General features: G+C 57.9%; 35 protein-coding genes. 32 read left to right on the plus strand and 3 right to left on the minus strand.

From position 1 onward, the window contains the following. The 32 genes from OHL18_RS19595 to rplQ all read left to right on the plus strand — a co-directional run. Positions 1-458: EF-Tu C-terminal domain-related protein (locus OHL18_RS19595; RefSeq protein WP_263376587.1), on the plus strand; the 458-nt coding region annotated here is incomplete at its 5' end. Between the two features lie 90 nt (positions 459-548). Then, on the plus strand, positions 549-866 hold the full coding sequence (gene rpsJ / locus OHL18_RS19600; RefSeq protein ID WP_013581294.1) for a 30S ribosomal protein S10: 318 nt from the start codon (positions 549-551) through the stop codon (positions 864-866). 99 nt (positions 867-965) lie between these two features. Beyond that, positions 966-1,679, plus strand: coding sequence for a 50S ribosomal protein L3 (gene rplC, locus OHL18_RS19605; protein WP_263376588.1), 714 nt, complete (start codon positions 966-968; stop codon positions 1,677-1,679). An 84-nt stretch (positions 1,680-1,763) separates the two neighbouring features. Then, on the plus strand, positions 1,764-2,447 hold the full coding sequence (gene rplD, locus OHL18_RS19610; protein WP_263376589.1) for a 50S ribosomal protein L4: 684 nt from the start codon (positions 1,764-1,766) through the stop codon (positions 2,445-2,447). Beyond that, positions 2,447-2,740, plus strand: coding sequence for a 50S ribosomal protein L23 (locus OHL18_RS19615; RefSeq protein ID WP_184213801.1), 294 nt, complete (start codon positions 2,447-2,449; stop codon positions 2,738-2,740). The genes rplD and OHL18_RS19615 overlap by 1 nt, the downstream gene beginning before the upstream one ends. 75 nt (positions 2,741-2,815) lie before the next feature. Beyond that, entirely contained in the window at positions 2,816-3,640 is an 825-nt protein-coding gene (gene rplB / locus OHL18_RS19620; RefSeq protein WP_263376590.1) for a 50S ribosomal protein L2, read from the plus strand. Positions 3,641-3,750: 110 nt separating this feature from the next. Continuing rightward, complete coding sequence (rpsS, locus tag OHL18_RS19625) at positions 3,751-4,035, plus strand: 30S ribosomal protein S19 (protein ID WP_184213799.1); 285 nt, start codon at positions 3,751-3,753, stop codon at positions 4,033-4,035. An 81-nt stretch (positions 4,036-4,116) separates the two neighbouring features. Further along, complete coding sequence (gene rplV / locus OHL18_RS19630; RefSeq protein ID WP_263376591.1) at positions 4,117-4,626, plus strand: 50S ribosomal protein L22; 510 nt, start codon at positions 4,117-4,119, stop codon at positions 4,624-4,626. Positions 4,627-4,760: 134 nt separating this feature from the next. Then, positions 4,761-5,435 carry a 30S ribosomal protein S3 gene (rpsC, locus tag OHL18_RS19635; RefSeq protein WP_184213797.1) on the plus strand — a complete coding sequence of 225 codons (675 nt, stop codon included), beginning with the start codon at positions 4,761-4,763 and terminating at the stop codon, positions 5,433-5,435. A gap of 124 nt (positions 5,436-5,559) precedes the next feature. Then, positions 5,560-5,994, plus strand: coding sequence for a 50S ribosomal protein L16 (gene rplP, locus OHL18_RS19640; RefSeq protein ID WP_263376592.1), 435 nt, complete (start codon positions 5,560-5,562; stop codon positions 5,992-5,994). A 98-nt stretch (positions 5,995-6,092) separates the two neighbouring features. Next, entirely contained in the window at positions 6,093-6,368 is a 276-nt protein-coding gene (rpmC, locus tag OHL18_RS19645; RefSeq protein WP_263376593.1) for a 50S ribosomal protein L29, read from the plus strand. Positions 6,369-6,371: 3 nt separating this feature from the next. Continuing rightward, on the plus strand, positions 6,372-6,722 hold the full coding sequence (rpsQ, locus tag OHL18_RS19650; RefSeq protein ID WP_184213794.1) for a 30S ribosomal protein S17: 351 nt from the start codon (positions 6,372-6,374) through the stop codon (positions 6,720-6,722). An 87-nt stretch (positions 6,723-6,809) separates the two neighbouring features. Continuing rightward, positions 6,810-7,181, plus strand: a complete 372-nt coding sequence (rplN, locus tag OHL18_RS19655; protein WP_184213793.1) for a 50S ribosomal protein L14 — start codon at positions 6,810-6,812, stop codon at positions 7,179-7,181. Between the two features lie 93 nt (positions 7,182-7,274). Beyond that, the gene (gene rplX / locus OHL18_RS19660; RefSeq protein WP_396274917.1) at positions 7,275-7,604 is read left to right on the plus strand and encodes a 50S ribosomal protein L24; all 330 of its coding nucleotides are present in this window, start codon (positions 7,275-7,277) and stop codon (positions 7,602-7,604) included. A 196-nt stretch (positions 7,605-7,800) separates the two neighbouring features. Beyond that, positions 7,801-8,346 (plus strand): 50S ribosomal protein L5, encoded by a 546-nt coding sequence (rplE, locus tag OHL18_RS19665; protein ID WP_263376594.1) that lies wholly within the window; start codon positions 7,801-7,803, stop codon positions 8,344-8,346. 66 nt (positions 8,347-8,412) lie between these two features. Continuing rightward, positions 8,413-8,598 (plus strand): type Z 30S ribosomal protein S14, encoded by a 186-nt coding sequence (locus OHL18_RS19670; RefSeq protein WP_184213791.1) that lies wholly within the window; start codon positions 8,413-8,415, stop codon positions 8,596-8,598. A 185-nt stretch (positions 8,599-8,783) separates the two neighbouring features. Further along, complete coding sequence (gene rpsH, locus OHL18_RS19675) at positions 8,784-9,182, plus strand: 30S ribosomal protein S8 (RefSeq protein WP_184213790.1); 399 nt, start codon at positions 8,784-8,786, stop codon at positions 9,180-9,182. A gap of 104 nt (positions 9,183-9,286) precedes the next feature. After that, positions 9,287-9,832 (plus strand): 50S ribosomal protein L6, encoded by a 546-nt coding sequence (gene rplF / locus OHL18_RS19680; protein ID WP_263376595.1) that lies wholly within the window; start codon positions 9,287-9,289, stop codon positions 9,830-9,832. A gap of 96 nt (positions 9,833-9,928) precedes the next feature. Next, complete coding sequence (gene rplR / locus OHL18_RS19685) at positions 9,929-10,294, plus strand: 50S ribosomal protein L18 (RefSeq protein ID WP_263376596.1); 366 nt, start codon at positions 9,929-9,931, stop codon at positions 10,292-10,294. A gap of 48 nt (positions 10,295-10,342) precedes the next feature. Then, positions 10,343-10,852, plus strand: coding sequence for a 30S ribosomal protein S5 (gene rpsE / locus OHL18_RS19690; protein ID WP_263376597.1), 510 nt, complete (start codon positions 10,343-10,345; stop codon positions 10,850-10,852). 69 nt (positions 10,853-10,921) lie between these two features. Next, positions 10,922-11,113 (plus strand): 50S ribosomal protein L30, encoded by a 192-nt coding sequence (gene rpmD / locus OHL18_RS19695; RefSeq protein WP_263376598.1) that lies wholly within the window; start codon positions 10,922-10,924, stop codon positions 11,111-11,113. 81 nt (positions 11,114-11,194) lie between these two features. Continuing rightward, on the plus strand, positions 11,195-11,671 hold the full coding sequence (gene rplO / locus OHL18_RS19700; RefSeq protein ID WP_263376599.1) for a 50S ribosomal protein L15: 477 nt from the start codon (positions 11,195-11,197) through the stop codon (positions 11,669-11,671). 124 nt (positions 11,672-11,795) lie between these two features. Then, positions 11,796-13,205 carry a preprotein translocase subunit SecY gene (secY, locus tag OHL18_RS19705; RefSeq protein ID WP_263376600.1) on the plus strand — a complete coding sequence of 470 codons (1,410 nt, stop codon included), beginning with the start codon at positions 11,796-11,798 and terminating at the stop codon, positions 13,203-13,205. A gap of 9 nt (positions 13,206-13,214) precedes the next feature. Further along, positions 13,215-13,967, plus strand: coding sequence for an adenylate kinase (locus OHL18_RS19710; protein ID WP_263376601.1), 753 nt, complete (start codon positions 13,215-13,217; stop codon positions 13,965-13,967). A gap of 116 nt (positions 13,968-14,083) precedes the next feature. Further along, positions 14,084-14,836: a type I methionyl aminopeptidase gene (gene map, locus OHL18_RS19715; RefSeq protein WP_263376602.1), complete on the plus strand. Its 753-nt coding sequence runs from the start codon at positions 14,084-14,086 to the stop codon at positions 14,834-14,836. A 123-nt stretch (positions 14,837-14,959) separates the two neighbouring features. Beyond that, a complete protein-coding gene (gene infA / locus OHL18_RS19720; protein ID WP_013581270.1) occupies positions 14,960-15,178 on the plus strand; it encodes a translation initiation factor IF-1 in 219 nt (72 codons plus the stop codon). Positions 15,179-15,310: 132 nt separating this feature from the next. Continuing rightward, on the plus strand, positions 15,311-15,424 hold the full coding sequence (rpmJ, locus tag OHL18_RS19725) for a 50S ribosomal protein L36 (protein WP_174335722.1): 114 nt from the start codon (positions 15,311-15,313) through the stop codon (positions 15,422-15,424). A 224-nt stretch (positions 15,425-15,648) separates the two neighbouring features. Continuing rightward, on the plus strand, positions 15,649-16,029 hold the full coding sequence (rpsM, locus tag OHL18_RS19730; RefSeq protein ID WP_184213781.1) for a 30S ribosomal protein S13: 381 nt from the start codon (positions 15,649-15,651) through the stop codon (positions 16,027-16,029). After that, positions 16,029-16,454 (plus strand): 30S ribosomal protein S11, encoded by a 426-nt coding sequence (gene rpsK, locus OHL18_RS19735; protein ID WP_184213780.1) that lies wholly within the window; start codon positions 16,029-16,031, stop codon positions 16,452-16,454. The genes rpsM and rpsK overlap by 1 nt, the downstream gene beginning before the upstream one ends. A 134-nt stretch (positions 16,455-16,588) precedes the next feature. Next, complete coding sequence (gene rpsD, locus OHL18_RS19740; RefSeq protein ID WP_263376603.1) at positions 16,589-17,221, plus strand: 30S ribosomal protein S4; 633 nt, start codon at positions 16,589-16,591, stop codon at positions 17,219-17,221. A gap of 198 nt (positions 17,222-17,419) precedes the next feature. After that, positions 17,420-18,520: a DNA-directed RNA polymerase subunit alpha gene (locus tag OHL18_RS19745; RefSeq protein WP_263376604.1), complete on the plus strand. Its 1,101-nt coding sequence runs from the start codon at positions 17,420-17,422 to the stop codon at positions 18,518-18,520. Between the two features lie 107 nt (positions 18,521-18,627). Further along, positions 18,628-19,107, plus strand: coding sequence for a 50S ribosomal protein L17 (gene rplQ, locus OHL18_RS19750; protein WP_263376605.1), 480 nt, complete (start codon positions 18,628-18,630; stop codon positions 19,105-19,107). Between the two features lie 201 nt (positions 19,108-19,308). On the opposite strand, the gene OHL18_RS19755 is transcribed toward rplQ, so the two are convergent. From OHL18_RS19755 to OHL18_RS19765, 3 genes are all read right to left on the minus strand, one after another. Next, positions 19,309-19,920, minus strand: coding sequence for a GAF domain-containing protein (locus OHL18_RS19755; RefSeq protein ID WP_263376606.1), 612 nt, complete (start codon positions 19,918-19,920; stop codon positions 19,309-19,311). A gap of 153 nt (positions 19,921-20,073) precedes the next feature. Beyond that, positions 20,074-20,784, minus strand: coding sequence for an SPOR domain-containing protein (locus OHL18_RS19760; protein ID WP_263376607.1), 711 nt, complete (start codon positions 20,782-20,784; stop codon positions 20,074-20,076). Positions 20,785-20,870: 86 nt separating this feature from the next. Next, the gene (locus tag OHL18_RS19765) at positions 20,871-21,650 is read right to left on the minus strand and encodes a slipin family protein (protein ID WP_263376608.1); all 780 of its coding nucleotides are present in this window, start codon (positions 21,648-21,650) and stop codon (positions 20,871-20,873) included. Between the last annotated feature and the right edge of the window lie 99 nt (positions 21,651-21,749).

Below are 21,749 nucleotides of genomic sequence, written 5' to 3' on the forward strand. Positions count from 1 at the left end.
GCTCGATCGTTGGCTTCCGCGACACCCAGCAGACGGTCTGCACCGGCGTCGAGATGTTCAAGAAGCAGCTCGATGAAGGTCTTGCGGGCGACAACGCTGGCCTCTTGCTCCGCGGTATCGCGAAGGAAGATGTGGAGCGCGGCATGGTTCTGGCGAAGCCGGGATCGATCACGCCGCACACCGAGTTCAAGGGCGAGATCTACGTTCTGAGCAAGGAAGAAGGCGGACGCCACACACCGTTCTTCAACGGCTACCGTCCCCAGTTCTACTTCCGCACCACGGACGTGACCGGATCGGCGAAGCTGCCGGAAGGCACCGAGATGGTGATGCCGGGCGATAACATCCAGCTCGAGATCACGCTGCACACGCCGGTCGCGATGGAGAAGGGTCTCCGCTTCGCGATTCGTGAGGGCGGACGCACGGTTGGCGCGGGTACGATCTCCGAGATCATCAAGTAGTTCAAGACTAACGAGGGTTGCCGGTACAAGTAGAGGTTCTTGGTCGGCAATCACTCCAAACGATCTTTGTGGTTAGAAAAGAGAAATAACATGGCTGGACAGAGAATCAGGATTCGTTTGAAAGCTTATGACTACCGCGTGCTGGACACGTCGACCGGCGAGATCGTCGAGACGGCGAAGCGCACCGGAGCCCAGGTTGCGGGACCGATTCCGCTCCCGACGATGAAGAACAAGTACTGCGTTCTGCGCTCGCCCCACGTCGACAAGAAGTCGCGTGAGGCCTTCGAGATCCGCACGCACAAGCGTCTGATCGACATCCTCGAGCCGACGCAGCAGACCGTGGACGCGCTGATGAAGCTCGACCTGCCGGCTGGCGTGGACGTTGAGATCAAGACGGTTCAGAAGTAAGTAAGAGCGTTGTAAGTTGTGCGTTCTACGTTGTAAGTGAAGGCGTAACACCGGCAGTGCTGGGCTAAAGGCCAAGCATGATGAGGAAAGGAAATTCAAATGTCCGTAGTAGGAATTCTCGGTAAGAAAATCGGCATGACCCAGATCTTCGATGAGCGCGGTGATGTTCACCCGGTCACGGTTCTGAAGGCTGGCCCATGCGTTATCACGCAGATCAAGACGATGGCGAAGGACGGCTACGAAGCCGCGCAGATCGGCTATGTCGACTTCATCAAGGCATCGAAGGTCAACAAGGCGATGACTGGGCACTTTGCGAAGTCGAACGTTCCTCCGGTCAAGATGATCAAGGAGGTCGCACTGGAGTCGACCGAGGCAAAGGCCGGCGATCGCATCCTGGTGGACATCTTCAACGATGAGCGCTTTGTTGACGTGATTGGAACCTCGAAGGGCCGCGGATTTGCTGGTGTCATTCGCCGCCACGGCTTCGGCGGCGGTCCCAAGTCGCACGGTCACATGTTCCAGGTGCAGGGTTCGATCGGAGCTTCGTCGTTCCCGTCGCGTGTATTCCCTGGGCAGCGTATGCCGGGCCACATGGGCCACGCGCAGATCACGGTCCGCAACCTTCGCATTCGTGGCATCGATATGGACGACAACCTGCTTCTGGTCGAAGGCGCTGTACCCGGACCGCGTGATGGTTTCGTGCTGATCTCAAAGGCTAAGGCTCCGCCGCGCGAGCGTCGTGGGTTTGCCGGTGCGGCTACGAAGGACGCATTGAAGGCTTCGAAGAAGGCTGCTCCTTCCAAGAAAAAGTAATTCGGCATAACTGAATTAGCTAGCTAGTTCAGAAACAAAGTTAGGGCCCGCCGCATCGATGGCGGGCAAGAAGAGAGAAGAACGATGGCAAACATCAACGTAGTAAGCCTGGCGGGAAAAAAGGTCGGGGAGTTCGAACTCGCCGACCTGTTCAGCCAGGATGTAAACGACGCTCTGCTGTGGGAGTCGGTGAAGCACTACCGCGCCGCGCTGCGCCAGGGAACTGCAGCCACCAAGACGCGTAAGAACGTCTCCGGTTCGGGCAAAAAGCTTTGGAAGCAGAAGGGCACGGGCCGCGCACGTATCGGATCGATCCGTTCGCCGCTCTGGCGCTCGGGTGGTACGGTCCACGGACCTCAGCCGCGCAGCTACGAGTACGCTTTCCCGCAGAAGAAGCTCATGGGCGCTCTTCGTTCGGCTATCTCTTCGAAGATCACCGAGGGCAAGATCACCATCGTTGAGAACTTTGATGTAGCTGAGGCGAAGACCAAGCTCTACCGCAAAGCGCTCGACACGCTCGAAGCCGGCAAGACGACGCTGTTGGTTGAGTCCAGCCGCAAGCTTGACGAGAAGCTGTACCTGGGATCGCGCAACCTGCAGGGTGTTGAGCTTGTGCTCAGCTCCGAGGTTCACCCTTACGACCTTCTCCGCTACGAGCACGCTGTGTTCTCGAAGGATGCCTTCGAAGCGCTGCAGGACACGTTGAAGAAGTTTGTATCGAAGCGCAAGCACGCTGAGAAGAATGCTGCAGAAAGCGAGGTTGCGTAATGCCTACCCTCTATGAAGTGATTCGCCGGCCTCTGATTACCGAGAAGGGCATGACCGTTAAGGAGACGCAGAACACGCTGGTGTTCGAAGTCGCCCTGAAGGCAACAAAGACTGAAGTGAAGCAGGCCGTTGAGACGTTGTTCAAGGTAAAGGTCGAGACGATCCGCACCGCGACCGTTGAAGGCAAGGAGCGCCGCCGTGGTAAGTACTCCGGCTACCGCCCTGACTGGAAGAAGGCTTATGTTCGCCTGAAAGAAGGCGAAAAGATGCCGGAGTATCTCGACAGCTTGTAAGTCGAATTTTTGAACGAATTTCGAAATTTGCGTCGCTATAGAAATAAATAGCCGCGCGGCAGAAGGAACAAGATAATGCCGATTAAGTCATTTAGACCGATTACACCGACACTCCGCTTCCAGACGAAGCTCGTCAACGACGACCTGACGACGGACAAGCCCTACAAGCCTTTGCTGGCGGTGAAGCCCCGTACGGGTGGCCGCAGCAGCACGGGTAAGCTGGCTATCCGCCACCAGGGCGGCGGTCACAAGCAGAAGCTTCGCTTGATCGACTTCAAGCGCGACAAGTACGGGATCCCTGGCAAGGTTGAGACGGTTGAGTACGATCCGAACCGCAGCTCGCGTATCTGTCTGATCGCTTACGCGGACGGCGAGAAGCGTTACATCATTCAGCCGATCGGTCTGACGGTTGGTCAGCAGATCATGAGCGGACCGGATGCAGACATCCTGGTCGGCAATGCGCTGCCGCTGAAGAACATCCCCACCGGCACGATCGTGCACAACATCGAGCTTCGTCCCGGCAAGGGTGCGCAGATGGCGCGTTCGGCTGGAGCGCAGGTGAACCTGATCGCGAAGGAAGGCGACTACGCGCTTCTGAAGCTGCCTTCGGGCGAGACCCGCAAGGTGCTGGTTGAGTGCATGGCGACGATTGGCCAGGTAGGCAACACGGACCACGAGAATGTCACGATCGGTAAGGCGGGACGCAACCGCTGGAAGGGCATTCGCCCTGCCAACCGCGGTGTCTCGATGAACCCGGTCGACCACCCACACGGTGGTGGTGAAGGTAAGACTTCAGGCGGACGTCACCCGGTCACTCCGTGGGGTCAGCCGACGCGTGGTTACAAGACGCGTAACAACAAGCGGACGGATGTATTTATCGTCAAGCGTCGCAGCAAGTAATTCGGTTTTCGTAGTTAGTTTTCAGTTCTTAGTTCTGAGAGAAACACCAAGTCTCGCACCTAAGAGATTCGTCGTATCGAGCATTGCAACAGATTTACGGAGCTAAGCAAATGTCACGTTCACTGAAGAAGGGTCCTTTCATCGACGCGCACCTCATGAAGAAGATTGAGGGCATGAACCAGATCAACGAGAAGAAGGTGCTGCGCACCTGGTCTCGCCGGTCGACCATCCACCCCGACTTTGTCGGTCACACCATTGCGGTCCATAACGGCCGCAAGTTCATCCCGGTCTACGTGACGGAGAACATGGTTGGCCACAAGCTGGGCGAGTTCTCGGCGACCAGGACCTTCAAGGGGCACTCGGCCAAGTCGGGCGAATCGGCAAAGCCTCGTTAGTCTCCCGTTCGTCTGTAGGGCGGCAATCTGCCGCGATGAAGTGCAGTGACGGAACAAGTTTGAGTTACGAAGGACGATGTTATGGCTAAGGCAGCAGCAGTAAAAGTGAGAGAGTTTCGCGCGGAAGCTAAGTTCCAGCGCACCAGCCCGCAAAAGGCGAAGCTGGTTCTCGACCTCATCAAGGGACTCCGTGTGGAGCAGGCGCTCAACACGGTCCACTTCAGCACGAAGCGTATCGCTCCGGTGGTGGAGAAGGTCCTCCGTTCGGCGATCCAGAACGCCAGCTACGTCTCGGACGAGCAGGGCCTGGATGTCGATGTCGACAACCTTTACGTTCACACCGCGGTGGCAAATGAAGGCCCGCGCATGAAGCGTATCCGCCCTGCCCCGATGGGCCGTGCGTTCCGCTACCAGCGCAGGCTGGCACACATCATCGTGACGGTCGCCGAGAAGAAGGCGCCGGAAGCAGCAGTGGCGAGCGAGCCCGAGGCGCCGGTCAAGAAGGCAGCAGGCAAGAAGACTGCAGCCAAGAAGACCGCCGCGAAGAAGGCTCCTGCTAAGAAAGCCGCCAAGAAGACGGCCGCGAAGTAAAGAAGCAGATTCCCTTCGGGAATGACAAATAGGTGTGGTTCCTTCGGGAATGACAAAGAAGATTTGAAGTAAAATTAAGGTTTTGCGAATGCCCTGCCGGCTCAACCGGCAACAGGGCCGGAGTAAAGGAAGCTATGGGACAGAAAGTCCATCCGTATGGGTTTCGCCTCGGGATCAACAAGCCGTGGAAGTCGCGCTGGTTTGTAGAACGCGGCTACGACAAGCTGCTGGTCGAGGACGTAAAGCTGAAGGCCGAGCTGCGCGAGAAGCTGAAGGCCGCTGGCGTGAGCTCGGTTGAAGTCGAGCGCCCAGGCAACAAGCTGCGTCTGATCATCCGCACCGCGCGTCCGGGTATCATCATCGGCCGTAAGGGTGCCGAGATCGACAAGCTCAAGGCCGACATCCAGAAGCGCACCAGCCGCGAGGTGTTTATCGACATCCTCGAGGTGAACAAGCCGGAGCTCGATGCTCAGCTTGTGTCCGAGGCGATTGCGTTGCAGCTCGAGAAGCGCGTCAGCTTCCGTCGCGCGATGCGCAAGTCGGTTGATTCGGCCCTGCGCTTTGGCTGCAAGGGGATCAAGGTCCGCGTATCGGGCCGTCTGAACGGCAACGAGATTGCGCGTTCGGAGTGGTATCTCCAGGGCCGCCTGCCGCTGCACACGCTGCGCGCGGACATCGACTACGGCTTCTCCGAGGCACACACGACCTATGGAATCATCGGCGTGAAGACTTGGGTCTATCGTGGCGACATCTACGAGCAGAAGAAGCGTCGCGACCAGGTTACGACGACGGGCGCTTTCGCCAGCTAATTGCAGCGAAGGGCAGCTTGAAGCAGCTAAGCGCAGCGGAACACCGCTGATGGCAGCAGGATTTGATGGACTGGTTCCTGGCGGAAAGCCGGGGCCAGAAGCTAAGAGCTAAGAGGGTTTCATTATGTTGATGCCAAAGAAGGTCAAGTACCGCAAACAGCAGCGCGGCCGCATGTGCGGTAAGGCATGGCGCGGAAGCGATCTGTCATTCGGCGAGTTTGGCCTGAAGGTGACCGAGTGCGGTTACATCACGGATCGCCAGATCGAAGCTAGCCGTATCGCGATGACGCGTTTCATCAAGCGTGGCGGTAAGGTGTGGCTGCGTATCTTCCCGGACAAGCCGATCACGAAGAAGCCTGCCGAGACCCGTATGGGTAAGGGTAAGGGAGCTCCAGATCATTGGGTCGCGGTTGTGCGCCCGGGCAAGATCCTGTTCGAGATGGAAGGCGTAACGCCTGAGCTCGCGAAGGAAGCGATGCGCCTGGCTGCCCACAAGCTGCCTCTGAAGACGAGCTTCGTGATGCGTCACGACGTGAAGGCTACGGTAGCTGCGAAGTAGGGACAAGGGATTAGGGAGAAGGGAATAGACGGCCAGAACGGCGCTAGGTCTTAATCCGGTAAGAACGTTCGTAATTCGGAATTGAAGAGAGAAGAACAATGGAACTCAAAAAGATTCGTGGCCTGAGCGACGAAGAGCTGAAGACGGAGCAGGCGAAGGCCGGCGAACAGATCTTCCGCATCCGCTTCCAGAAGAGCCTGGGCAACCAGGAAGGCATCAAGAAGCTGCGCGTGCTGAAGACCGACATCGCACGCATCAAGACGATTGCTCGTGAGCGCACTTTGAGTGCGGAGCGCGAGGCCAACCCGGTGGTGAAGAACGTCGCCCCGGCCAAGAGCACACGCACCGCGCGCAAGAACGCGAAGAAGGGCTAACCCATGGCAGAGACAGTGAACACTACCCCCGCAACTACGGACGCAACGGCTGAAGCAGCGGCTACGCGCCGCAACGAGAAGGTCGGCCTCGTCGTTTCGACGAAGATGCAGAAGACGATCGTGGTTGAGATCGAGATGCGCAAGGCGCATCCGAAGTACAAGCGCGTGATGAAGTCGAATAAGAAGTTCTACGCGCACGACGAGCAGAACTCCGCCCGCGTCGGCGATGTGGTCCGCATCCGCGAGGCGCGTCCGCTTTCGAAGCTGAAGCGCTGGTCGCTCGAGGAGATTGTTCGCCGCTCCTCGCTCGCGCAGGCTGAAGACAAGGCCCCGGTCGCTGCACCGGCGAAGTAGTTCGCCCGGAAGATAAAGCAGATCCTCCGCTTGCAGCGAAGGATGACAAGATTTAGAAGATTTGGTTAGAGATTCAGGAGCCGAACGATGTCAGTACAAATGAGAACAATGCTTGACGTGGCCGATAACTCGGGCGCACGCAAGTTGCAGGTAATCCTTCCGCTCGGCGGCGGGCTGGGCAAGAAGGCCGGTCTCGGCGATGTCGTTACGGCAGCGGTGAAGGAAGCTTCGCCCGATGGCACGGTCAAGAAGGGCAAGGTCGTGAAGGCGGTCATCGTCCGCACGCGCAAGGAGTATCGCCGCCGCGATGGCACGTATATCCGCTTCGATCAGAACGCGGCTGTCGTGATCAACGACTCGAACGAGCCGGTGGGAACGCGTGTCTTCGGACCTGTGGCCCGTGAACTTCGCGACAAGAAGTTTCTGAAGATTGTTTCGCTGGCACCTGAAGTTATCTAACTTCGGATGTTGGTGATTCGTAAGTACCAAGCAAGCCGGTCTTAGACCGAGGGACTTCGGCGGATAACCGGGGTCGATAGCGAGGAGCTAGTTATGGCAAGCATCAAGATCAAGCGGAATGACCAGGTTGAAGTAATTGCTGGCAAGGATAAGGGTAAGAAGGGCCGCGTCCTTCGTGTCATCGGAGAGAAGAACCGTCTGTTGGTTGAGGGCGTGATGATGATGAAGAAGCACGTGAAGCCGAACCCGCAGCGGAATATCAAGGGCGGCATTGCGGAGCAGGAAGCGACCATCCACATCTCGAATGTGATGCTGATCGACGCTGAGGGTAACAGGACGCGCGTCGGCACCCGGGTTGAGGGTGACAAGAAGGTTCGCGTTTCGAAGGTTTCGGGCAACGTGATTCCCGAGAAGAAGAAGTAAGAAGCGAGAGCGAAATGCGGGGATTCTTCCGCTTCACTTCGTTCAGCGTCAGAATGACGGCGGTATTGTAACTAAGGTTCACCCTACGAAACGGTAATGGCTCACTCGAAAAGCAGATCCTCCGCCTTCGGCGAAGGATGACAAGCTGAGAGAATGGTCAAACCCCGGAACCGTGGAGAAAGCGAAGAGAGCAATCATGGCGGCACGATTCAAAGAGAAGTACAACAACGAGATCAAGCAGGCGATCGCGAAGGAACTGAACATCGAGAACGCGATGGCGATTCCGAAGCTTGAGAAGATCGTCATCAACATGGGTCTGGGCGAAGCGACCCAGAACGTCAAGATCATGGACCCGCTCGTGGCTGATCTTGCTGCGATCGCCGGACAGAAGCCGGTTACGACTAAGGCGAAGAAGTCCATCGCGGCCTTCAAGGTTCGCGAGGGCATGCCCATCGGAGCGATGGTTACCCTGCGCGGCGATGCCATGTACGAGTTCCTGGACCGCCTGATTTCGATCGCGCTTCCGCGTGTTCGTGACTTCAAGGGTGTTTCGGCAAAGAGCTTCGATGGACGCGGCAACTACACGCTGGGTCTGCGCGATCAGCTCATCTTCGCTGAGATCGACTATGCGAAGGTTGACAAGCTCAAGGGCATGAACGTGACCATCGTGACGACCGCCAAGGACGATAATGGCGCTCGCACGCTGCTCAAAGCGTTCGGTATGCCCTTCCGTACTGCCTAAGCGTTAGAAACAGGCAGAACAAGTTCGGTGAAATCCACAAGTTTCGCGTAGAATTGAAAGAGAGTTATGGCAACTACAGCAAAGCGCGTCAAAGACGCACGAGTTCCGAAGTTCAAGTCCCGCCAGCACAACCGTTGCCAGATCTGCGGTCGTCCTCGCGCTTTCCTGCGTAAGTTCGGCGTCTGCCGTCTCTGCTTCCGTTCGCTCGCCCTCAAGGGTGAGATTCCGGGTGTTGTGAAGTCCAGCTGGTAATTCCGTTTGACGCGGGCTCGGCGCAAAGCTGAAGCCCGCAAAACTCCAGAGACCTCATTTCGTTGCTTCTTCGGGAGCTTCAGAGTGCAGAAGTCTGGACGTAACAAGTAGCAACATTTCCGCTGGTTCTCACGAGTGCTTTCACAAAAGGCAAGCGCGAGCGAACGGGGAATGAAGGAGAATTGATGAACCTGACCGACCCAGTAGCAGATTTTTTGACCCGTATCCGCAACTCCGTCCGTGCCCGCCACCAGAAGCTTGACGTTCCCGCCTCGAAGTTGAAGGCGGAGATCGCTCGCATTCTGAAGGAAGAGGGTTACATCGCGAACTTCAAGCCTGCTGAAGAGAACGGCATGAAGGTGATCCGCGTGTACCTGAAGTACGGCCCGAACAACGAGTCCGTCATTCGCGACCTGAAGCGCATCTCGCGTCCCGGTTGCCGTGTTTACCTTGGCCGCGATGAGATTCGTCGCGTGCAGGGTGGACTTGGTATCTCGATCATGACGACCCCGAAGGGTGTTATGACTGGCCGCCAGGCTCGCCGTGAAGGCGTTGGCGGAGAGATTCTCGCCGAAGTTTGGTAATTCTTTTTGGATTTAGGGAGTACGGCGTGAGATATCGCCGGGCTGCAGTGGAACTTATCGGTTTCGACTCATAAGGGACTCGCAAGCCACATAAGGATTCGTATATGTCACGTATTGGTAAGAAGCCGATTCCGCTTCCGGCGGGCGTCAAGTGGACCGTCAACGAAGAGGGCACCTCTGTTCTTGTCGAAGGCCCGAAGGGCAAGGTCAACGCGATACTTCCTGGCGGCATCAAGCTCGTCGTCAAAGAGGGCAACCTTATCGCCGAGCGCGAGAACGATAAGCAGGCTGCGTTTCACGGGCTTGCTCGTGCGCTTGTGTTCAACGCGGTCACTGGCGTTACGACCGGCTGGACCAAAGAGATCGACATCGTCGGTATCGGATACCGTGCGGAGTTGAAGGGCAAGAACATGGTTGTGTTCACGCTCGGCTACTCCCACCCGATCGAGTTCCCGCTGCCTACCGGCATCGAGGTAACGATCGATCCGAAGCAGACTCACCTTACCGTTTCGGGCATCGATCGCCAGAAGGTCGGTCAGATTGCCGCCGACATGCGTTCGCTGCGTAAGCCTGATCCGTACAAGAACAAGGGCGTCCGCTACACCGGTGAGAAGCTGAAGAAGAAGGTCGGAAAGACCGGCGCCAAGTAAAATTTAGGGGCCAGGGCTAGCGTCCTGGTCCCACAAAAAGAGATAGAGACCGAACGTCATCAGCACTCTGGTGACGCTACTAGGAAGGAAAAGAAAATGATTAATCCTCGTCAACGCAATGTCATTCGCCAGCGCGTTCACACGCGCATCCGCGAGAAGATGTCGGGCACCGCAGAGCGTCCGCGTCTGAACGTTTATCGCTCGCTCAACCACATCTACACGCAGCTGATCGACGACCTGAACGGCGTCACGATCGCTTCGGCTTCGTCGATGGGCAAGAAGGGCGAAGAGAAGGTCTACGGCGGCAACGTCGAGGCTGCAAAGGCTGTCGGCAAGCTGATCGCTGAGCGCGCTCTCGAGAAGGGCATCAAGAAGATTGTGTTCGATCGCGGCGGCTACCTGTATCACGGCCGCGTGAAGGCTCTCGCTGATGCGGCCCGCGAAGCTGGGCTCGACTTCTAAAGGTTCTTTAGGCGCCTGGATAGGCAGCCAGAAAGCTGGGAAAGAAATATGGCAGTTATCAAGAAAAAGATTGACGCAAACCGGCTGAACCTGAAGGACGAGGTTGTTTCGATCAACCGCGTGACCAAGGTCGTCAAGGGCGGTAAGAATATGTCCTTCGCCGCGCTGGTTGTGGTGGGTGACGCCGGTGAAGGCGTTGTGGGCTACGGTTCGGGCAAGGCTAAGGAAGTTCCCCAGGCGATTCGCAAGGGGATTGAGTCGGCCAAGAAGAACCTGTTCAAGATCAACCTGACCGAGACCACGATCCCTCACCAGGTGCTTGGGCACTTCGGCGCAGGTTCGGTGATGTTGAAGCCGGCGCCGGAAGGTACCGGAGTCATCGCCGGCAAGACGGTTCGCGCCGTCATGACCTCGGCTGGTATTCAGAACGTGCTGACGAAGTCGCTCGGTACGGCGAACCCGCACAACGTGATCAAGGCGACGTTTGACGCGCTGATCCAGTTGCGCAACAAGAGCGAAGTTGCTGCGCTGCGTGGCAAGGCTGAAGACGAGCTCTAAAGACAGTTTTAGGTTGTACGTTTTGCGTTGTAAGTAAAGACGCGGACGGCAACTATCAGGAGAATAGTTATGGCAGATACAAATGCAGTCGCGAAGATTAAGCTGCAGTACTTCCGGTCCAAGATCTGCACGCCGGTAAAGCACAAGCTCGTCATCAAGGGCCTCGGCTTTACCCGGTTGAACCAGATTGTCGAACGCGAGGACACACCTTCCGTTCGCGGCATGGTGGCGAAGGTTCCGCACCTGGTTCGCTACGTCTAAGGGCAGGAAATAACCCGCAACACAAAATCAAATGCGAGTCGGCCAGCTTCGGGCTGCCGGCGTTATAGCGAGGAAATAGAAATGGCAATCCGTAATCTTTCCAATCTGCGCGCTCCGAAAAAGGCGAATGAGAACAAGAAGCGTGTCGGCCGCGGTATGGGTTCGGGCATGGGTAAGACCTCGACCCGCGGACACAAGGGTCAGGGATCGCGCTCGGGTTCGAGCCTAATGCGTGGCTTCGAGGGCGGCCAGATGCCGCTGCACCGCCGTCTGCCGAAGCGCGGCTTCACCAACATCTTCCGCGTCGAGTACACCGTCCTCGGTCTCGACCGCGTGGCTGAGCTGGTCGCTGAGCATGGCGCGATCGAGTTCACGCTCGAGAAGATCGTTGAGCTGAACCTGCTTCGCCGGAAAAACGGTCTGATCAAGGTTCTGAAGAATGGCGAGATCAGCTCACCTGTAACGATCCATGCCCACAAGTTTTCGAAGTCGGCTAAGGAAGCGATCGAGAAGGCTGGCGGCAAGGCGATCGTGATCGGCGAAGTCGCTGCTGCGTAAGAGTTACTAAGGACTTATCTGGAAATGGTGAGGCCAGGCGAGCATGCCTGGCCTCACGCGGTAGAATGATCCCAGTAAAACACTTCTTCAAACTTGCCCTAGCCCCCGAGGTTCCAGAGTTCTGATGTTTGACAAAATCGCCAACATCTTTCGTATCCCCGACCTCCGCAAGCGCGTTCTTTTCACGCTAGGTCTCCTCGCTGTATACCGTCTTGGCGCGCATATCCCGACACCGGGCATCAATGCTGACCTGCTGGCACAGTTCTTTAACCAGAACTCGGGTTCCGCGCTTGGCCTAGTCGACCTGTTCTCGGGCGGAAACCTGCGTAAGCTGACGGTCTTCGCGCTGGGCATCATGCCGTACATTACGGCGTCGATCATCTTCCAGTTGCTTACGGTGATCTATGAACCGTTGGCGAAGCTGCAGAAGGAAGGCGAGCTTGGCCGCCGCAAGATCACTCAGTGGACCCGCTATGTGACGGTGCTGCTTGCGATTGTTCAGTCGAGCGCGATTGCGGTCTCGCTGACGAGCACCCAGACCGGTTCACCGATGGTGACCATCTCGCATCTACTCTTCGTTCCGCTCTGCGTGCTGACGCTGACGACGGGAACGGCGTTCATCATGTGGCTGGGAGAGCAGATCACGGAGCGCGGTATTGGCAATGGTATGTCGCTGCTGATCTTCACGGGTATCGTGGTCGGTCTGCCGCGTGGCATCGAAGACCTTTACGTAAAGGTTCGCGATAATGCGTGGGGTGCTTTGACTCCGCTTGCTGTGATCATCCTCGTCGTGGGCATGATCGCGGTGGTTGCGTTCATCGTGTTCGTCGAGAAGTCGGAGCGCCGGATTCCGGTGCAATATGCGAAGCGTATTGTTGGCCGCAAGATGATGGGCGGGCAGTCAACGCACCTTCCGCTGAAGGTGAACTCTGGTGGAGTGATGCCGGTCATCTTCGCGAGCTCGATCCTGTCTGTGCCGCTGCTATTTGGTGGCGTGAACTGGTTCGGGACGCCGCTGCGCGAGACTTCCTTCTTTGGCCCCATCTTCAAAAACATCGCTCCGAGTGAGCCGATGTACGAGTTGATCTTCATCGTTGCGATCATCTTCTTCGCTTACTTCTACATCTCGATCGTCTTCCGTCCGGATGACATTGCGGACAACATGCGGAAGTACGGCGGGTTCATTCCTGGCATTCGTCCGGGTAATCGTACGCGCGACTTCATCAACGATGTGCTGACGCGGATCACGCTGGTTGGCGCGATCTACCTGATCATCATCTCGCTGGTGCCGACGCTGCTGATCAGTGGTATTCACTTCAACCATCTTTGGTTGATCGGGCCGGTGTTTGACCGCCTGCCGACGTGGATGACCAATGGTTTGGGCGTGAACTTCTACTTTGGTGGAACTTCGTTGCTGATCGTTGTCGGCGTGGCGATGGATACGGTACAGCAGATTGAATCGCAGTTGATCATGCGGCACTATGACGGATTTACGCCGAAGTCTGGCCGCATCCGTGGCCGCAAGAGCTGGTAAGGAAACGCATTGACAGATTCCACACAGACACAACCGGCTCCGGCAGATGATTTCCTGCCCGGGCCGGTTCTTCTTCTTGGCGCTCCCGGAGTGGGTAAGGGTACGCAGGCGCAGATCCTGATGGAGCAGCACGGGATTCCGCAGATCTCGACGGGTGAGATATTGCGGAAGAACATTGCTGATGGGACAGAGCTTGGCCTGAAGGCGAAGGGGCTGATGGACCAGGGCCTTTTTGTTGACGACGAGACGGTGAACGGTATGGTTGCGGCTCGGCTGCATGAGCCGGGTGTCGAGCGCGGGTTCATTCTCGACGGCTACCCCAGGACGCTGGCGCAGGCGGGGTTCATCGACAGCCTGCTGGAGATTCATAAGGCTTCGGGCGTGGCGCATGGATCGCTGAACCTGCCACTGCTGGCGGTGAGCATTAGGGTTGAAGAGCAGGAACTGCTAAAGCGGATTACCGGGCGACGGATCTGCCCGACTTGCAAGCGAAGCTACAACATCTATGCTCAGCCTCCTTTGAAAGAGGGCGTCTGCGATGTCGAGGGTAGCGAGCTGGTCCAGCGGCCGGACGATACGGAAGAGACCTTTCGCGAACGCATGGTGGAGTACAACGCAAAGACGGCGCATGTGATCGAGCACTATCGTGGCCGCGGGTGCTTTGCAGAAGTCGATGGCGAGAGGCCGGTTGCAGAAGTGACGGCTAGTGTCGTTGCGGCCCTGAAGAGTCTTCGTGCTGCGGAAATGGTTACGAAGGGATAGAAGCGTACCTCAGCGGCTAAAGCCGCGGGGCGGGCGAAGCTCTGATGGCACGGCTGAAGCCGTGCCTTTCAGCGAGACGAAGATCGTAGTGTGTCTTCGCTCCATCTAAAGGATCTATGGCGATTGTGATTAAAACCCGGGCTGAGATTGAGAAGATGCGGGAGTCAGGCAAGCTGCTTCGGCAGGTGCATGATGTGCTCGCGCCGCTGGTTGTGCCGGGTGCTACGACGATGGATCTGGAGAACGCCGCGAACGCGAAGATCGCGACATGGCCCGGGGTGAAGGCTGCGTTCAAGGGGTACCATGGGTTTCCGGCGGCGTTGTGCACGTCCGTCAATTCGCAGGTGGTGCATGGGATTCCGAACGAGAAGGTTGTGCTGAAGGATGGAGACCTCGTCTCGATCGACTGCGGGCTGATCCTGGACGGGTACTACTCGGACGCTGCGGTGAGCTATGCGGTGGGTAAGGCGAGCGCGCAGACGCAGAAGCTGCTGGATGTGACGAAGGCTTCGCTGGAAGAGGCGATCAAGTTTGCGGTGGTCGGCGGGCGGCTGTTCGATATTGGGGCGGCGGTGCAGACGATGTGCGAGGCTGAGGGATTCGGCGTGGTGCGAGATTTTGTGGGCCATGGCATTGGGCGCTCGATGCATGAAGACCCACAGGTGCCGAACTTTGGGACCAAGGGCAAAGGCCCTAGGCTTAAAGAAGGCATGGTGCTGGCGATCGAGCCGATGATCAATGCAGGCAAGCCTGATGTGAAGACCCTAAAGGACGGCTGGACGGCGGTTACGGTGGATGGAAGTTACAGCGCCCACTTTGAGCATACGGTCGCTATCACAAAAGATGGGCCCTACGTGCTTACCCGCTAGGTTTTTCAAGGGAAACAGGGTATCATTAGAGATGCTGCGTGAACCTCGGCTTTCGTGTGCCGTTGTGATCCAAGCAAATCAACAAGTTTCACGGTTTTGGTTGTTGTTTCCAAGGAGATTGGTTTGTCGAAGGAAGATGCAATTGAAGTAATGGCTGTGGTCGTCGAGACCCTGCCAAACGCGATGTTCAAGGTCGAGCTCGAGAACAAGCATCAGGCGCTCGCGCACGTATCTGGACGTATGCGTAAGAACTTCATCCGCATCCTCCCCGGTGATCGCGTTGCGATTGAGTTGAGCCCGTACGACCTCAACCGTGGCCGCATCGTCTACCGCTACAAGTAGACTCTCTCCCCCTGAAGGAATTTAGCTAATAGCTTCCAAGCGCTAGCTGAAGTAGAAGTTGGGTACTATCGCGCGCCTTCAACCGGCAGTATGCGGTCGAAGGGCGAAAGCTGTTGTTTGAAGGGAAAGAACATGAAGGTTCGTGCATCCGTAAAACCGATTTGTGACAAGTGCAAGGTCATCCACCGCCGTGGTGTGGTGCGTGTGATCTGCGAGAACGCCAAGCATAAACAGCGCCAGGGCTAAGTTCGTGGTGGCCTTCCCACATCTGGCGATGAAGCTGCCAGATATAGGGCACCCGGATTTTTGCTGGAGTTGAGAGCAAGGCTCTAACAGTTTCTGAAGTACCCGGACCCATTGGGCGAGTTAGCCGAAGTCAAGGCTTGCGATGAACCTGGTGGAATCGATCCGCAACCAATTCACCCCGCTTCGCGACATGGATTCGCGAGGCCCTACAGAAAAGGAACCCTATGGCACGTATTGCCGGTGTCGATGTCCCGAACAACAAGCAGGCGAAGATCGGGCTCACGTACATCTTTGGAATTGGCGATTCGCGCGCGATGAAGATCCTCACGAAGGCTGATGTTGACCCTATCGCGAAGATCGGCACGCTCGACGAAGACGCTCTGAACCGCATCCGTCAGGTGATCGAAGTTGAGGGCGGCATTGAAGGCGATCTCCGCAAGGACATCTCGCTGAACATCAAGCGCCTGATCGAGATCCAGTCGTACCGTGGCCTTCGCCATCGCCGCAGCCTCCCGGTTCGCGGACAGCGCACCCACACGAACGCTCGTACCCGCAAGGGCCCCCGCAAGGGCACGGTTGCCGGTAAGAAGAAGGTGACCAAGTAATGGCGAAGACACAGAACCAGCAGAAGAATAAGTCGGCGGCAGGGAAGAACAAGAAGTTCAAGAAGCGCGAGCGGAAGAACGTTCCGTACGGTCTTGTCTTCATCCAGGCGTCGTTCAACAACACCATTGTCACGATCACGGACCAGACCGGCAACACGCTGAGCTGGAAGAGCTCGGGTTCGCTCGGCTTCCGCGGATCGCGCAAGGGCACCCCGTTTGCGGCACAGCAGGCAGCGGTTGGAGCGGCGAATGCTGCTCGCGACCACGGTCTTCGCTCGGTCGATGTGCGGGTTTCGGGACCGGGTTCGGGACGTGAGTCCGCGATCCGTGCGCTCGCGACTGCGGGCATCGATGTGCGCAGCATCCGCGACGTTACGCCGATGGCGCACAACGGATGCCGTCCGCCGAAGCGCCGCCGCGTTTGATCTAAGTATGAAAGCGATGTGCCGCAGCTGAGAGATTGGCTGCGGCACATCGGTCGTATCAGATTCACTGGATCGGGACATGAAGCGCTGGTATGGCGTGTAAACCGATCGTCACTCGATTCAGGAGATAAGAAATGGCACGTTATACCGGAGCAGTATGTCGTCTTTGCCGTCGTGACGGCACCAAGTTGTTTCTCAAGGGAGCCAAGTGCTTCAGCGAGAAGTGCCCCGTTGAGAAGCGCAACTTCCCCCCAGGGCAGCATGGACAGAGCCGCAAGGTGAAGAAGGTTGTGGGCTACGGTCTGCAGCTTCGTGAGAAGCAGAAGGCCAAGCGCATCTACTTCACGCTCGAGACCCAGTTCCGCGCGTACTACCAGAAGGCTTCGAACAAGACCGGCGTTACCGGCGAACTGTTGCTGCAGCAGCTTGAGACGCGTCTCGACAACGTGATCTACCGTCTTGGCTTCGCCATCAGCCGCCGCCAGGCTCGCCAGGTCGTTCGCCACGGACACGTTCAGGTGAACGGCCGCAAGGTGAACATCCCTTCGTTCCAGTGCAAGGTTGGAGATGAGATCGCGATCCGCGAGGGTTCGAAGGCGCTTGCCATTCTTGAAGAGGCGAAGGGCTTTGCCAGCGGCCAGAACTCCGTGCCGTGGCTTGACATCAACCGCGATGGTCTGTCGGGCAAGGTGCTCTCACTGCCGTCGCGTGCGGACATCAACCTGCCGGTGAACGAGCAGCTGATCGTCGAACTTTACAGCAAGTAAGCAGCAGGCTTGCTGTTGATTGGAAGCCTCGGCAGGGTAGAGGCGAAACGCAGATTCCCTTCGGGAATGACAAACAAGGGTGGGTCGTCGCTGGAACAGGGCGGCTCGCCTGTGCATCACCCACAATTTCACCCGCAACCGTAGTACACCGCCATAATCGCAGAATGCATCGCGAGTGAGCCGGATAAGGAGAAACACATGCTTTGGAGAGGTTTTCAAAAGCCCAAGCGTCTTGCAGTCGACACCGAAACACTCACAGACAAGTACGGCAAGTTTTCCGCTCAGCCGTTTGAGCGTGGTTTCGGTACGACCATCGGCAACGCGCTTCGCCGCACCCTTCTTTCTTCCATCGAAGGCGCTGCTGTAACCGCCGTTCGCATCGAAGGCGTGCTGCACGAGTTCCAGTCGATCACCGGCGTGGTTGAAGATGCGACCGACATCATCCTGAATCTGAAGCAGATCCCGTTCAAGCTGAACGGCGAGGGCCCGAAGGCGCTCTACCTGCGTTCTGACGCTGCTGGCGTCGTGACCTCGGGGATGATCGAGGCTGACGGTGATGTTGAGATCCTCGACCCGAACGTGTACGTGTGCACCATCTCCGAGGGCGGCAAGATCGACATGGAGATGCGGTTGAAGCGAGGCCGTGGCTACATCTCGGCCGATAAGAACTTCGATGGCGACCTCGGTCTCGGCTTTATCCCCGTTGACTCGGTCCACTCGCCGGTTCGCAAGGTTAATTACCTCGTTGAAGCTGCGCGTCTCGGTCAGATCACCGACTACGACAAGCTCTCGATCGAGATCTGGACGAACGGTACTGTGCTTCCTGCTGACGCGCTTGGCCTTTCCGCGAAGCTGCTGAAGGACCACATGACCATCTTCATCAACTTCGAAGAAGAGATGGAGGCTGGTCACGACGGTCTGCACGACGGCCCGGCGATCAAGAACGAGAACCTGAACCGTTCGGTTGAGGAGCTTGAGCTTTCGGTCCGCAGCTACAACTGCCTGAAGAACGCGAACATTGCGACCATCGGCGAGCTGATCCAGAAGACCGAAGCCGAGATGCTGAAGACGAAGAACTTCGGCCGGAAGTCGCTCAACGAGATCAAGGAGATTCTTGCTCAGATGGGTCTGTCGCTCGGCATGAAGATCGACGAGAACGGCAACCCGCAGCCTGGCCCGACCTCGGTTCTTCCGGCGGCGACGCTTGCAGCGAGCTTCGGTCACTTCGACGATGACGATGAAGAGGACGACGAGGATGATCTCGACGATCTTCAGGGCAGCGAACCAGAGAATTTCTAACCAGCACTGGGTTCACGAGGCGGATCATCTGCCTCGTGAACCCATTTTCATGAAGTGAACTATGTAGTATCCGACGCCTGCAAAAGCAGGAGTCGAAGGAGATCACAATGCGTCATCGTAATGCCGGATTTAAACTCGGCCGCAATACCAGCCACCGTCGCGCCATGCTGCGCAACCTCGTCACGTCTGTCATTCTGATGGATCGCGTTGAGACCACCATCACCAAATGCAAGGCCACTCGGCCAATCATCGAGAAGATGATCACGCTGGGTAAGAACGGTTCGGTTCACGCACGCCGCCAAGCTCTGGCTTACATGATGACGCCCGAGTCGGTTGACCGCTTGTTTAATGTCGTTGCGCCGCGCTATGCGAGCCGCAATGGCGGCTACCTGCGCATCACGCGCAGCGGGCCTCGCAAGGGCGATGCGGCGGAGATGGCTTACATCGAGCTGCTCGGAGCCGAGCATGAGCTGAACGAGAAGGCGCAGAAGCGTGCCGAGGCTCGCGAGAAGAAGCGCGCTGAGCTGGCGAAGCAGCTTGAAGAGCGTGGAGAGGGCGAACAGCCTGATCCGAACGCAGAGGTCTAAAATTAGGGTGTAGGGAACAGGGTTTAGGGTGTAGTCGGATTACGGCCTTAGCCCTCTGCTCAGCATTTGAAGGAAAGGCGCAAGTCCCCATGGGATTGCGCCTTTTCTTTATTTCTCAGAGAAACCTTTGTCTCATTAGCCATGCAATCTGAAACCTCTTGGGGGGGGGCCAGATCGAAGAGATGGCTTGGACGGTAAGGTCTATGAGCCTGATTTGGTGAGTTCTTCCAGGCGCTGGTTGGCTTCCTCGAGCTGACGCTGTGTCTGGCTCAGTTTGGCGCGCACCTCGTGGATCTCGGCCAGGACCTGTTGCAGCGATTTGCGTTGCATTCGAAGTTCAAGGCGGACGTTTACCTGGCGGCCGAGGATCTCCAGCGCCTGCTTCTGTTCGGGGTTCAGGCGGCGGGAGACGGTGTCGATGACACAGAGGGTGCCCAGGGGATGACCATTTGAGGTTGATATCGGCATTCCGGCGTAGAAACGGATGTTCGGCTGGTTGAGAACCATGGGGTTGTCAGCGAAGCGGTGATCGGCGGTGGCATCTTCGACGGTGAAGACGGACTCCTGCAGAATGGCGTGAGCGCAGAAGGCGAGGCTGCGGCGGCTTTCGCCGCGAGGGAGGCCGATAGCGGCCTTGAACCATTGGCGGTCTGCGTCGACGAGGCTTACGAGGCCGATCGGGGTGCCGCAGAGCGTGGCCGCGAGCGTGACGAGTTCGTCGAACTCCGGTTCGGCGTCGGTATCGAGAATTCCGAGCGCGCGCAGAGTGGCAAGTCGCTCGGTTTCATTGGGTGGGATGGCTGCTGCCTGCACGAGAGCTTCTCCAATCACATCATCGGAGGGAAACGGGACCAGGCGACGCGTGTTGCATTTTGGGACAGGTCAGTGGCAAACCCATTCATCGCGGTGAGACTGCGATGAATGGGGCACAGAGCCTTGGTGAATTGGTACTGATTTGTGCGTGTCTCATTTGACGATGGCGTTGTAGCCGTCGGCGAGGAGATGCTGGCGCATGGTGTCGGCATCTTTCCGGGTGGCGAAGGGGCCAACCTGAACGTGGAGCAGGTGGTCCTGGGGCTCGTTGCGGATGAAGACGGAGTAGCCCTTTTTCTTGAGCGCGGCGATGAGGGTGTCCGCGTCTTCCTGGTGGGAGACAGCGGCGATCTGGACCATGGTGGTGCCGTTGGGGCTCACGGGCGGCATGGCTGTGGGCGGCGGCGAGGCGGCATCTGTGGGTGCCTTTGGCGGGGCCGGATGGGCTGCGGTCGTGGCGGTCTTTGCCGGGGTCGAAGTGTCTTCAGAGGGTGTCACCGGGGCGGTTACGATATCGCCGTCGGGGTCGTGGGCGGCGTTGCTGGGGATGTCTTGAGGTTCGGAGGCTGGTGTGGTCGCGGCGTGGACGGGCGAACCGGGATTGCCCGCCGCTGGCTTGAAGCTGCTGAAGATCCCGCCCGTGGAGCTGGAGGGCTGAGGCGTGGCGGCGGTGATGGCCGTTTGAACTGACTTGCGGCCCATGGAGTATCCGAAGCCAAAGAAGATGGCGCAGAGCAGCGCGAGCGCGAAGAAGATGCCGAGGATGGTGCCGATTCCGAGGGAGATCTCGCGGTCATCCTGGTCGATGCGCGAGCGGTCGCGGTAGTCGGATACATCGTGGTCTCTGTCGTGAAGGATGGCCATTTCTCAGTCCTGTTAATGGTTGCTTGAGCGGTTGGCAGAAAGGTTCGGGCGGTTCAGGTGACGTGAGCTGTATCGAGAGTCTTCGCTCAGGATGACGGAGTTGTCGGCGAGTCAGGTTTGGGAGCGGTGAAGGTCTTGTTGAGGAGGTTCATCAGCTCCATCGGTAAAGGGAAGACGATGGTGGTGTTCTTCTCGACGCCGATCTCGGTGAGGGTCTGGAGGTAGCGGAGTTGGAGGGTCATGGGCTGGGTGGCCATGAGCTCGGCGGCTTCGACGAGCTTGGCGGCGGCGTTGAACTCGCCTTCGGCGTGGATGACTTTGGCGCGGCGCTCGCGTTCGGCTTCGGCCTGCTTGGCCATGGCGCGGAGCATGGACTCGGGCATGTCGACCTGCTTCACTTCGACGGAGACGACTTTTACGCCGAAGGGTGCGGTGTGGCCGTCGATGATGCTCTGGATGCGCATGTTGAGTTGCTCGCGGTGGGCGAGGAGGCCGTCGAGGTCGACTTCGCCGAGGACGGAGCGGAGGGTGGTCTGGGCGAACTGCGAGGTCTGGTAGATGTAGTTGGCGACTTCGATGACGGCCTTGGTGGGGTCGACGACGCGGAGGGTGATGACGGCGTTGACCTTGAGGGTGACGTTGTCGCGGGTGATGACGTCCTGCGAGGGGACTTCCATGGCCTCTTGGCGGAGCGAGACCTTGGTGATGGTCTCGAGCGGACGGAAGACCCAGACGATGCCGGGGCCGGCGGCGGCTTCGCGCACGCGGCCGAGACGGAAGATGACGCCGCGCTCGTACTCCTTGAGGATGTTGATGGAGTTGAGGGCGTAGAGGACGATGACGGCGACAACGATCAGTAACGGCATTTTGGGGTGACCTGTGCACTTTGGGCCGCAAGATGCATGCCTGTGCGTACCAAGTTTACTCCCGCATGGTTGCAGAGCGAATGCGAAATCGCCGCGTGG

Source organism: Granulicella aggregans, from assembly GCF_025685565.1.
Taxonomy (GTDB): Bacteria; Acidobacteriota; Terriglobia; order Terriglobales; family Acidobacteriaceae; genus Edaphobacter; species Edaphobacter aggregans_B.